Origin of the sequence: Clostridium sp. LS, assembly GCF_002760435.1 — a bacterium.
Lineage (GTDB): Bacteria > Bacillota > Clostridia > Clostridiales > Clostridiaceae > Clostridium.
In genome coordinates this window covers 47,650-60,035 of sequence record NZ_AUUU01000033.1, presented here as the reverse complement: position 1 = coordinate 60,035, position 12,386 = coordinate 47,650, and the positions used below count along the sequence as shown (strand labels likewise).

General features: G+C 28.4%; 13 protein-coding genes. 7 read left to right on the top strand and 6 right to left on the bottom strand.

What is annotated here, in order from left to right; all coding sequences use genetic code 11:
* Positions 1 to 139 precede the first annotated feature (139 nt).
* Positions 140 to 1,018, top strand: a complete 879-nt coding sequence (locus COL3_RS08835; RefSeq protein WP_008421686.1) for an aldose 1-epimerase family protein — start codon at positions 140 to 142, stop codon at positions 1,016 to 1,018.
* A gap of 98 nt (positions 1,019 to 1,116) precedes the next feature.
* On the opposite strand, the gene COL3_RS08830 is transcribed toward COL3_RS08835, so the two are convergent.
* The gene (locus COL3_RS08830; protein WP_008421687.1) at positions 1,117 to 2,055 is read right to left on the bottom strand and encodes a methyl-accepting chemotaxis protein; all 939 of its coding nucleotides are present in this window, start codon (positions 2,053 to 2,055) and stop codon (positions 1,117 to 1,119) included.
* Between the two features lie 35 nt (positions 2,056 to 2,090).
* On the bottom strand, positions 2,091 to 2,771 hold the full coding sequence (locus tag COL3_RS08825) for a DUF2225 domain-containing protein (protein ID WP_008421689.1): 681 nt from the start codon (positions 2,769 to 2,771) through the stop codon (positions 2,091 to 2,093).
* A 202-nt stretch (positions 2,772 to 2,973) separates the two neighbouring features.
* On the opposite strand from COL3_RS08825, the gene COL3_RS08820 reads away from it, so the two are divergent.
* The gene (locus COL3_RS08820; RefSeq protein WP_008421692.1) at positions 2,974 to 3,765 is read left to right on the top strand and encodes a GTP pyrophosphokinase family protein; all 792 of its coding nucleotides are present in this window, start codon (positions 2,974 to 2,976) and stop codon (positions 3,763 to 3,765) included.
* A 238-nt stretch (positions 3,766 to 4,003) separates the two neighbouring features.
* Here COL3_RS08820 and COL3_RS08815 read toward each other — a convergent pair whose 3' ends face one another.
* From COL3_RS08815 to COL3_RS08805, 3 genes are all read right to left on the bottom strand, one after another.
* Positions 4,004 to 4,642: an HAD-IA family hydrolase gene (locus COL3_RS08815; protein WP_008421693.1), complete on the bottom strand. Its 639-nt coding sequence runs from the start codon at positions 4,640 to 4,642 to the stop codon at positions 4,004 to 4,006.
* Positions 4,635 to 5,243, bottom strand: a complete 609-nt coding sequence (locus COL3_RS08810) for a sugar O-acetyltransferase (protein WP_008421695.1) — start codon at positions 5,241 to 5,243, stop codon at positions 4,635 to 4,637. The genes COL3_RS08815 and COL3_RS08810 overlap by 8 nt, the downstream gene beginning before the upstream one ends.
* A gap of 75 nt (positions 5,244 to 5,318) precedes the next feature.
* Entirely contained in the window at positions 5,319 to 6,029 is a 711-nt protein-coding gene (locus COL3_RS08805) for a MurR/RpiR family transcriptional regulator (RefSeq protein ID WP_099716600.1), read from the bottom strand.
* A gap of 908 nt (positions 6,030 to 6,937) precedes the next feature.
* Here COL3_RS08805 and COL3_RS08795 point away from each other — a divergent pair.
* The 5 genes from COL3_RS08795 to COL3_RS08775 all read left to right on the top strand — a co-directional run bounded on the left by COL3_RS08795 (position 6,938) and on the right by COL3_RS08775 (position 11,878).
* Entirely contained in the window at positions 6,938 to 7,267 is a 330-nt protein-coding gene (locus COL3_RS08795) for a hypothetical protein (protein ID WP_008421699.1), read from the top strand.
* A 216-nt stretch (positions 7,268 to 7,483) separates the two neighbouring features.
* Complete coding sequence (locus COL3_RS08790) at positions 7,484 to 8,263, top strand: hypothetical protein (RefSeq protein WP_008421701.1); 780 nt, start codon at positions 7,484 to 7,486, stop codon at positions 8,261 to 8,263.
* Positions 8,264 to 8,279: 16 nt separating this feature from the next.
* Entirely contained in the window at positions 8,280 to 9,365 is a 1,086-nt protein-coding gene (locus tag COL3_RS08785) for an AAA family ATPase (protein ID WP_008421703.1), read from the top strand.
* A 271-nt stretch (positions 9,366 to 9,636) separates the two neighbouring features.
* Positions 9,637 to 10,965, top strand: coding sequence for a VWA-like domain-containing protein (locus tag COL3_RS08780; RefSeq protein WP_008421704.1), 1,329 nt, complete (start codon positions 9,637 to 9,639; stop codon positions 10,963 to 10,965).
* A 232-nt stretch (positions 10,966 to 11,197) separates the two neighbouring features.
* Positions 11,198 to 11,878: a hypothetical protein gene (locus COL3_RS08775; RefSeq protein WP_008421705.1), complete on the top strand. Its 681-nt coding sequence runs from the start codon at positions 11,198 to 11,200 to the stop codon at positions 11,876 to 11,878.
* Positions 11,879 to 12,003: 125 nt separating this feature from the next.
* Here the strand turns inward: COL3_RS08775 and COL3_RS08770 are convergent, their stop codons facing one another.
* Complete coding sequence (locus tag COL3_RS08770; RefSeq protein ID WP_008421706.1) at positions 12,004 to 12,333, bottom strand: HesB-like protein; 330 nt, start codon at positions 12,331 to 12,333, stop codon at positions 12,004 to 12,006.
* Positions 12,334 to 12,386 lie beyond the last annotated feature (53 nt).

Sequence of the window (12,386 nt, the reverse complement as noted above, 5' to 3'; positions counted from 1 at the left end):
CGTCATACTGCGTCAGCAAATTCAGCTAATAGGCCCGCTATGAGCAGAATTTACTTTCTTGTCTGACACGAAATATGCGTCGCATCTTTGGTCTATTATTTTTTTTCATGTGCCTAAATAAGATTTGGAGTGAAATTCTATGATTTATTGTTTAGAAAATGAAAGAGTTAGAATTACAGCGAGTACTGATGGTGGTGAATTACATTCTATTACTGGTAAAAAAGAAGAAACAGAATATCTTTGGAATGGCAACCCAGAGTATTGGAAATATCATTCACCACACTTATTTCCAATTATAGGGCAATTGAATAATTCTAAGTATAGGATTGAAGATAAGGAATACCAATTACCATCTCATGGATTCGCAAGAATATCAGAATTTACATTACTTTCAAAAGATAATGATCACGTGGCTTTTGAGTTAAAGTATTCAGATAAGACTCTTGAAGTATATCCTTATAAATTTTCTTTACAAATTACATATACTCTTGAAGACAATAGTATAGTGGTAGGCTATAAAGTTATTAATTTTGATGATAAAGAGATTTATTTTTCACTAGGTGCTCATCCGGCATTTATGTGTCCTATTGAAAAAGGGGAAGCATTAGAAGATTATTATCTTAAGTTTAATAAAGTAGAAAATAGTTCAATTATGTGTTTTGATGAAAATGTATATTTCACACATAATAAAAAGGAATATTTAATTAATAGTGATATCATTGAACTAAAAAAAGAAGTTTTTAAGAATGATGCATTAGTTTTTAATGATTTAAAATCCAATAAGATAACAATTAAATCTAGAAATAATAATAAATCATTAAGTGTAGAATTTGATGGTTTTCCATATTTGGGAATATGGGCACCTGCTAAAGGAGCACCATTTGTTTGTATTGAACCTTGGTTTGGACATGCAGATTATGGTGATTTTAATGGAGACTTTAAGGAAAAGGAAGGAATCATTTCATTAGAAATAGGAAAAGAATTTAATTGCATCTATAAGATATCTATTGAAGAATAAATTAGATGCTTTTATTGCAATTGACACATAGTTATAAAGTAAAAAAGCTATCATTTTAACTAGATAGCTTTTTTATTATAGAGTAAATAAGCTTTATATTATAATAAATTGTTTATTTCATTACCAATCTTTTCTATAGCCTTTTCTTGAGTATGAAGGTCAGAAGCAATTTCTTTAGATAAAGCTTCATGTTCTTCAAAAGCAACGCTTATATTATCAACTGTTGAAATAACGGTATCTTTTGCGTCTGAAGCGGTAGTTAAGTTTTCTATACATATATTAATTTCATCTGTTGCATCCTCAATCGAAGACTTTATGCTAGAAAAGCTACTTTTTGCTTCTTCTAATGAATTATGTTGAGTAGTTAAAGCCGAATTACCAGAATTCATAGCATTAGATGCTTTTAAAATATCCACTTTTATTTCCTCTAAAATACTAGTTATGCTTTGAACAGCTAGTTTTGAATTTTCAGCGAGTTTTCTAACTTCTCCAGCAACAACAGAAAAGCCTTTACCAGCCTCCCCAGCTCTAGCAGCTTCTATTGCAGCATTCAATGATAAAAGATTAGTTTGACTTGCTATCTGACTAATGGAATCCGTTATACTATTTACAGATTCTAATTTAGATACTAATGCATTTACTGTTGAAGTTGACACTGTGAATGCATCTTCAAGATCAGTTAATGATGTATCTAAATGACTAATTGTATTTAGACCATTATCTGCTAATTTATCTGTATCTAATACTTTAATATGAACATTAGTAATATTAATCGCTAAGTCTTCCATATTTGAGCGGAAGTTAGATAATGTGCTTTTAACATTACGTATTTCTCTATTTTGAGATTCGGTAGAAGATACTAATGATGAAACAGATGAGCTAATGTCTTTAATAGAATTATCTATTGCGCCAACCTTATCTTTTAAATCATTAATTTTACTTAAATCCTTTTGATTTTGATTTATAGTATTATTTTCACTTTGTGAAATTGGTGTAGTTTTAGTTTCTGTAATTTTTTTGTTTTTGAAAATCCCCATAATATAAATCCCCCTATTGAAAAATAAAGTATATTTTAAAGATTTGAATTTTTAATCAAATCTTTGCCAACTCTAGCCATTTCCTTGATTCTTAGAGAAGAGTTCGTACTTACGATAGTCTTAGAGAACCATAATAATGCATCTTGATTGATACCTAGTTTTCTATTTAATTCACCAAGTAAATACATTAAGGAATCCCTTTGCAATCCATACATAGGAAAAATTTCATTAATATAAGCACTATTAAAACCTTCAAGGGCTTGTTTTAAAAATACATTTTCTTGTTCAGTATTATTTAGTAATCTATACATCCAGGCAATTTTTAATGAAATCATAGCTTTTGTACTATCCGGAAGATTAATAAGTACCGAATTTAGTAAGGCTAATTTATAGCGCTCAATTGCTAATTTTTCATCTAAAATAGGTGGATATTCTCTTGGTTTCCATTTTGGAGTCACATTGCTAAGCACAAGTTCTTTTTTATGAGATTTAATCTTTTCAAAATCTGATTTCATTGCAGCATAGCCACAAGAATTACATATTACAACATCATAAAAATATGGATTTATAACTGAATATCTAATGAAAAAATCTGAATCCTTGGAAATAATTCTTGGTGACTTAGATTTTACAGTTTTGGCTTTGAAATGTGAATCACAAACAGGACAAATAGTTTGTTTATCAAACAAATGGTTTAATATATCGGTATCGTTCATTATAGTCACCTCATCAAAAGTACACTGATTTTAAAATTTATTTATAATATATATATAAATTATATCATATTAAGTAAATTCATAAATAGGTTATAAAAATTTTTTAAATACTTTATATATTATTAATTACACTAATTTTGAAGTTTTTGATATAATAGATAAGGACTATATTGAGGAATGATGTTATTAAAGGGTGGTAATTATGGCGATAAGTGATTGGAAGGTATTTTTAATGCCTTACGAACAAGCGGTAGATGAATTGAAAGTTAAACTGAAATCAATCAGAAAAGAATATAGAAGAAAAAATGAATACTCACCTATAGAATTTGTAACCGGAAGAGTTAAAGAAGTTTCAAGTATGCTGGAAAAAGCAAATAAATTTGAAATTCCTATAGATAGAATTAAATATGAACTTGAAGATATTGCTGGTATAAGAATAATGTGCCAATTTGTTGATGATATAGATACAGTAGTAGATATACTTAGAGGGCGTAAAGATATGCAGATTCTTTATGAGAAGGATTATGTAAGAAATGTTAAGGAAAGTGGTTATAGAAGTTATCATATGATAATAAAATATCCTGTAAATATGGCAGAAGGATTAGTTGAAATTTTAGCAGAGTTTCAAATAAGGACACTAGCCATGAATTTTTGGGCAACAATTGAGCATTCCTTAAATTATAAATATAAGCAACATATACCAGAACAATTAAAGGAAAAACTAAAAAGATCTGCAGATGCTGCATTTAGATTAGATGAAGAAATGTTGGAGATTAAAGATGAAATTAAAGATGCTCAAAAATTATTTGAAGTTAAGTCTCATCTGATTTCGAACATAATGAATTCACTATTAACCCTAATTTCATTAGGCAAAGAGGTTGAGGCATCACGTTATCAAAAGGCTTTAAATAAGCTAATAGAAGACGGGGAAGTTTGGGAATTAAATAGCTTACTTTTTTCTGTTAAAAAAGAAATTGAAAAATATAGAGAATAAAAACTCTATATAGGCACACAATAAATAAATTTATTGCTTATAGATTAAGTCTTATATGAATTAGTTATAAATTTAAAGTGATAAGTTAAGGAAGAAAAGCCATGGGCTTTTCAAAAATAATCTTCTTTCAGATTAGCTAAGGGGAAAAGTGAATGCCACAAATTTTACATTTGGTTAGCAGAACTTTCGCTTTTAGCTTTATCCTTAACTTATAACTTATCAAAGTCTAAGCTTAGAATCAAAGTTTTGATTCTAAAAATATCTTTAGACTAGCAATATTATCAAATATATAAGTCGAATTAATTTTTTTCAGTTTTTCTAAGTCGACATTACCTGACCATGTTGCTGATAAACAGGTTACCCCTGCTTTTCTACAAGCCATTACATCAGAAAGTGCATCACCTATATAATAAAACTCATCAGCCTTAATATAATATTTTTTTAGCAACTTTATAATAGAATCTGCTTTATTAAGATGTTTTTCATCTCCTACCATTATCTCACTAAAATAATTTTCCATGCTTAACCTTTTTAAAGAAATATCACAACTTTTTTGTCCTTTTCCAGTAATCAAAGCTACAATAACATTTTTCTCCTTTAAATACTTGATTAAATCACATATTAGTGGAAATGGTTCAGTGCAGCTACTATGCATTATCTCATAATAAAAATAGAAATCCTGTAGAGCTAATTCCCAATTATCTTGTACAACTGCTTTAACCATCCCTGTCTCATTTAATCCAAAGGTTTCAAGAATTTCATTTTCAGTGAGTTTATGTCCTGCATAAGGTATTACAGCTTTTTTTAATGCCTCAATACACATAGGGATTGTGTGTGCTATTGTTCCGTCAAAATCAAAGGCTGCCATTTTAATCATGCTGGCAGGCTCCATTAATTTTTCGAATTACTCGACATGGGTTTCCAACTGCTAAAGAGTTTTCAGGAATATCCTTTGTTACAACACTACCTGCCCCAATAACACACCCATTTCCTATATTAACTCCAGGCAAAACAATGACGCCGCCCCCAATCCAGCATCCATCGCCTATAGTAACAGGAAGTGCATAGGTATGGCAGAAATATTCTCCACTTTCTGGATTCCAATTAGGTGATACTCTTTCATTAAGTTCTACTGGGTGAGCTGCAGTATAAATTTGTACATTTGATGCAATTAATACATTGTTACCAATAGTTATTTTGTTACAGTCTACAAAAGTACAATTCATATTAACAGATACATTGCTACCAAAATAAATATTGCAGCCATAATCACATATAAATGGAGATCCTACTGATACGTTAGTACCCATGCTGCCAAATAGATGCTCTAAAATTTCTCTTTTTTCTGACTTATAGTCATATGGAAGTTTATTATATTGTGTAACTAATTTTCTTGCTGTATTTTTAAATTCTAAAAAAATTTCATTATGGCAGTTATATATTTCCCCTGACATACATTTTTCTAATTCAGTTTTCATATTATACCTCCTTGTGCTTTATTAATAGTATAAAAAACATCTTGTTACATAACTAGTAACAAGATGTTTCAAAATTCATATTCTTCTTGCCAATGCTTCTATTAAAAATAATACCGGTACTTGTGTAGTGGCATTGTATCCACCATTAGCATGATGTATATTCATATTGTATGAAATGTTCCAATCTGATATTTGGGCAATAGTAGAATTAGCTTGATTTGTTATACTCAAAATATTGCATTTACTAATTTTAAATTGATTTATCAAAGTTATAACGTCTTTTGTTTCTCCTGAAACTGAGAGCGTAATTACTACTGTAGTTTTCATATCTTTTGTAATTGGGTACAAAGTATCGTCTAATCCTATTGAAAATTTACCCAAATTAGAGAAATATCTCGCCCCATATTTAGCAAGTGCACCCGATGAACCAGAGCCTAAAAATATAACTGTTTCTGCTTTTCTAATGAAACCTGCACCTTGCTCTATTTTCTGTTCAAAAGAATTAGTGTTGGTTTTATTAAAGTAGTTTAATATCTCAGTCAAATCACTTTGCGGTGCCATTTCCTGAATCCTATGTACATATTTCTTGAGCTTTTCTTTGAACTCCTTATATCCGTCACACTCTAACTTATTACAGAATCTAAGTATCGTTGATGTTGATACCTGAATAGAATCAGCTAATTCTCGAACAGTCATATAAGGAATTTTATCTCCATTATCGACAATAAACTTATATATCCTGATTTCAGTTTCATTAAATCTTTGAATATTATCATACGAAAACATTATACCCTCCAATAAGTTAATATTTATAATATTAAACCCCAAGTTGGGACTTATTACCTTAATTTTATATAAGCTATATGTTATTCATAAAGTTTAACCCTATTCAATAATATTTCATGCTCCATAGTGCAGTTAAGTTTAGATCTTTCATTAAATTCATATCATAATATATAATTAAATCAACTGGAAAACTTTGAATTTTATTTATTGCTTTTCTAGGTATTTTCACTATTTCTATTTTTCTGTTACTTTTATCATTAGTTAATATAAAAATGTCTAGATCACTATCTTCGTTTGGGTTTCCATATGCATACGATTCAAATGAATATGCAGCAGTAATATTAGCTGTTTTATTTATTTCATTATATTATATTTTCAATCTCATTTTTTACATTAATCGGCATATAATTTACCTACCTATATTCTTATAATATTAATTATATCCAAGATACATGATCTCAACAACAGATTATGGGCAAAAATAATTCTGATGAGAATTACTTCATCAGTAAGTTTTATCAATAAAATTTTCAATTATTAGATATATTATTTTTTGAATAGAGTGACATCTTAATTTTTTAAATTTGCGACTATAAACTGTATTAATTTATAAATATTTGAATTTAAATACAAAACATGATATAAATTAATATATAAGATTTCACTAATATATTAACCTACTGATATGCTTGGTAGGTAATCTATGAAATTTAATATCAAATTAAAAGGAGTAGATGAACATGACAACAATCAAAGTTATTCATTCTATTAAAAGTATAGGAAAAAATCTAATTTAAAAGGTACTGCATATTCTAAAAAGATTAATTGAATTGGAAAAATGCAAAGTATCAAACAATTAATTAATTAATGATCCATGCAGGCCTATATATTAAGAGAGGATTATTAATTTGATAGAAACAAAAACAAATAGATTAAGAATTTTACATTTGGAGCTATCAGATATGGAGATTTTTACAAAGGATAATGGAAAAGAGGACTTTGATAAAAAGATAGGTTTAAATAACAGTGGAAAGTCAACACAGGATGAAAGAGAGTTCTTTAATGGATTTTATCAAACTGCTTTAAATGATATGAGTAATTCTATGTGGTACATGTTAAAGCAAATAGTCTTAGTAACAGAAAATAAAATAATTGGTGGCATTTGTTTTAAAGGTAGTCCTAATGAAAATGGTGAGGTAGAAATCGGATATGGCTTAGACGATGAGCGTTATTTATAAAGAGACACCAAAAGAAGTATGGTGGAGGATATCAAACTAAAAAAATCACTAAACAATAAAAATGTAAGAAGTGAAGATTCTGCCTATAGGAATCTTCACTTCTTATTTTTCCAAAAGTATAAAGATAAATTATTTATAGTGAATGAAAGTAAAATATAAGATATAATAATTAATATTAAATAAGTAATATTATACATACGAGGTGAAGAAGAAATTATGGATATGGAACAATTATTATTAAAGTTAAAAAATAATCCTGAATATATTCGAGAATTGGATGTAGCAAGTGAAGAGTTACAGTTATTTATTGTTAAAAATAATGGTAACAATATTAAATATATTGAAAGCCCAAGCAAAGAAGTTCAAAAACAGGCTATTAAGAATACCCCATTATGTATAAAGTATATTAAAAATGTCGATGAAGAAGTTGGAATTATGTGTGTTAAAAGTTTATGGAATTCTTTAGAGCTAATTAGTAGCCCAAGTGAAAAAATTATGGAAGAAGCTATAAAGTCAAAAGGCTGGGCTATACAATTCGTAAGTAACCCTAGCGAAGAATTGCAACTTTTAGCAGTTGGTAAAGATTATGATGCAATCAAATATATAGAGAATCCTTCAGAAAAAGTCCAGCTTGCAGCTGTTGAAAACTATTATGCAGCCATTCGATTTATAAAGAATCCAAGTTTATCAGCTAAAATTAAAGCTATAAAGTTAAATGGGGAAGCAATAAATTATATTTCCAATTATGACTTAGATGATATAAAGGTTTTTATTTATGAAAACATAAATGTAGTTAAGTATATCTATGGGAGTATTGATGTAGAAATAGTTGTTGAAGTGCTTAAAGAAAAAGTGAAAGATGAGAATATTGAGAAAAAGTATATTGAAGATTTTTTGGAACTAGAGATTTTAGAAATGGACAAAATTAATTTTATTAGAGAATTTGGAAGTAAAAATGCTAAAAAATTATTAGTGGATTATAAATTATCAATATAGGAGAGAGGTGAAAAGATTGAATTATTCAGAATGTTTAAATACAGTAGATTTGATAGTTGCATCCAATGAGGTGCCATTAATTATTGGAGAAAGTGGAGTAGGGAAAACTTCATTAGTTAAACGGATAGCAAAGGAAAATGGATATTATCTAGTTACAATTGATGCTAATTTATTAAAAGAAGGAGAAATTGGAGGATTACCTATTGTTGAGAATAAGGTTACGATATATGCAACGCATAGTAAGTTGGTTGAAATCGAACATGCCATAAAAGAAAATCAAAATAGAGGAGTTATTCTATTTATAGATGAGTTAAATAGATGTGACCATGCTGTAGCTCAAGAACTTATGAACTTAATATTAAATAGAGAAATAAATGGATATATGTTAAATGATAAGGTTAGAGTGATTGCAGCAATGAATCCTTCAAATAAAAATGATGGATTTAACAATAGTAAATATGATGTTGTAGATATGGATCCAGCTCAAGAAGATAGGTTTGTTTGGGTGAAACTTGATTCTGATATAAAAGAATGGATTAAATGGGGAATGAGCGAATCAGGAAATATTAATGAACATATTATAGAATTCTTATCTACCTTTCCAGAATATCTGCATATGCCAGAGTCCGAAGAAACTATAAAGCCTACACCAAGAAGCTGGGAAAGAATATCTAAATCATATGAAATATATATGAATAATAAAGATAAGTATCCATTAGACATATTTTTAAATGTTGTTAAAGGGAATGTTGGAGTTAATATTGCAAATGACTTTGCGAGCTTTTTAATTAATTTAAAGAAACCACTAATAAAAATAGAAGATATTTTTAATAACGAAATTTTAAATTTTGATTTAAAAGAAAAAGTAAATAATGAGAATCATTCAAGGTTATACATATTAGCAAAAAATTCATTACGATATTTGGAGAATATGCCGATAGAAAAAAACTTTAACTTATTTTCAGAGCTTCTAGATTTATATCCTAGAGATTTAAGACTCGGAATAATGAAGGAAATTAAACGAGACTATAAAGAGGGAATATATGAAAATCTTCTAGAAAACGATGAGTTCCTAGACGCATTTTTTAATATATTTAAGTGAGACTCCAAATCTATGATTTGGTTAGTCGAACTTACTCAGCGAGCGAATGCGAGTCGAGTTTCCTTAAGTAGAGAACCCAAATCTATGATTTGGTGTGAATCACTTACTCAGCGAGCGAACGCGAGTCGAGTTTCCTTATAAATAGAACCCAAATCTATGATTTGGTTTCTTGAACTTTCCTCTTGTGGGCATCTATGATTTAGTTTTCTGAATTTATTTATTAACAGCAAGTATATACGAAAAGAATTACTTCAAAAAGAAAGGTGATAGTATGGATTTTGAAGAAAAAAGACAGCAGCTTTTGAAGGAGGCATATTCATTAGAGGAAAATGTTAAATTTAATGATAATTATAAAAGAAGTTTCTTTGAACTAGTTGAGGATGTTATATTATATTTACTCCAAACTCAGGATGTCTTTTTTGGACAATTCATGCTTAGGGTAAAAAGAGATATTAACGTTAATTTAACTGTTCCGATTGCAACTATTCCAAAACGTGATGGTTTTACTATGTACTTTAATCCGTTTTTATTCTTGATGTGCAGCAAAAGAGAAATGTCTGCGCTGCTAAAGCATGAAATCTATCACATAATGAATTCACATTTTGAAAGAGAAAGAAGATTAAAAAATAGATTTAGCAAGGAAGCTATAAATGTTGCATTAGATATTTCAATTAATCAGTATATAAAGGATTTACCAGGCTTTAGTAAAAGGCTCGAAGCTGTAAATATGGAGTACAAATTATCCCTTGAAGAAAATAGGAGTATCGAGCAGTATGCAGAAGAGATTTATAAGTCAATCAAATCAAGGATTAAAAATGATAAAGTAGACAAAGATTCGAAATATGAGATAGATATAACTAAGGCTCATGATCTGTGGGAAGAAATGGAGCTAAGTGAAGAAGATATACAGAATTTAACTAAAAAAACAGCAATAAGCTCTTATTCAAAAAATACACCTAAGGGATTGGAAAGTATTATTTTATCATATAAGGAATCAGCTGAAATACCTTGGCAAACTGTTTTAAAAAATATTTTGCCAACCGTAAAATCCGGATATAAGAAAACCATAACGAGAAGAGATAGACGGCAGCCAGATAGGTTAGATTTGAGAGGAAGATTACCTAAAAATCAAACTGAACTTATTGTAGCTATTGATATTAGTGCTAGCATGACAGAAGGTGATATACATAAAATATTAATAGAGATATTATCAATAACTTCTATCACTAAAAATAATATTACAATTATAGAGTGTGACAATGAAATTAGGAGCATGTATAAGCTTACAAATGAAAATGACATACGTAAAAGAAGTAAGAATAATGGTTCAACAAAATTTTCTCCTGTGTTTCAGTATATTATGGAAAATAATTTAAGAGATGCCATATTAATATACTTTACTGATGGAGTTGGGGAAAAAGAGTTAGAGGTAAAGCCAATTAATAAAAAAATAATATGGGTAGTTTCTGGAAATGAAGATTTATCTTTAAAAAATGCTTATGGGGAAATAAAGAGAATTAATACTGAGGAAAAGGAAGTTGTCGAAGGTAATATTGGCTTAAAAATGATTAATGAAGCTATACATGATTGGGCGAGATAAGAGAGGATGAATGATGAATAGTGAATGATGAATAATCAAGGAAAAAAGCTTGGAGCTTTTTGATTATAATACTGCATGGACATTGCAAAGCAATGTCTACCGCAATCATTCATTATTCATCATTAATTATTCATCTGCAAAGTATAGATCAGTCCTTTGCTGCAATTATAACTTTAAATATGCAAAGATAAGCTTATGTGTTAAAATAAATTAAAGCATAGGGGGGATATTCTTGGTTAAGAGAATAAAAAATATAGATTATATAATGTTATTATCTGTACTTCTTATAATAAGCATACTTTTTAATGTATATGCATTCTTCAAATTGAGCAATTATAAGTATAAAATAGGAGAACAATCCTATACTAATATAGAAGATTTTAAGCAAAGAAATGAAAGTAATATGAATATATTATCAAAGGGTGTTGAAGAAAAAAATATAAAAAATGAAGATTTATTAAAGCTATATAAAAACTATGATGCAATGTGCAATGATATAATAGAGCTTTGGCAGCAATATGGATCTTATTCACAGAATGCTATCCCATTACTTTCAAAGAAAATAAAAACAAATAAAGTAATGGAAAATGAGATACATGGAAAAATTAAAGAATATGTACTATCTAAATTAAATAAGCAAATGATAAATGATAAAAGTAAATTGGAGCTAGACAATGATGAGCTACAATCTTTTGAATCCATGCATGAAATTTCAACAAGGTTAAATGAGTACTTTAATAAGTTTAATGAAGAAACCTTGAAGGGAATTACAGGAGAAGATAAAGAAAAAAGAGTAATAAGTAAATATTATTGGATAGATATGCTAGAGGGTATATATGATATAAGTGATGATTATGTGAATTTACAATGGAAAACAGAAGCAATAGATACGAGTTTAAAGCAGAACAAATAAATAATTTATATTTAAAGGGATATGAGGCCGCTTGTATTTAATTTTGAGGAAATAAGTTTATGTTTAAAATAAAAAATGTAGAATAAATATCTATAGATTTATTCTACATTTCAAAATTTTTGATTTTAGTGGCATCCGGCACAAGAGCCTCCACATCCACCTTCAGGTTCAATAACAGGTTTTAAACTTAAGCCATTGCCTTCATTTTCTTCAGAAGAAAGGATTATAAATCCGCCAAATTGTTCCAATAAGTTTTTTTCAAACATAAATGTAATATCATTTATTTTTTCAATTTCATCGTCATCAGTAGCTTCTGAAATGGATATATTGAAAACTGGACCGCTGCATGAATAACCAGCCAAATTTATTCTAATATTAAATTCGGTTATTTTATTTTCTTCTAAAAAAGCTTTGAACTCATTATATGCATCTTCGCTTATAGTAACATTTTTCATATAAACACCTACCTTATTAAATATTTATTTATGATTAAATCATTAACGTAAGT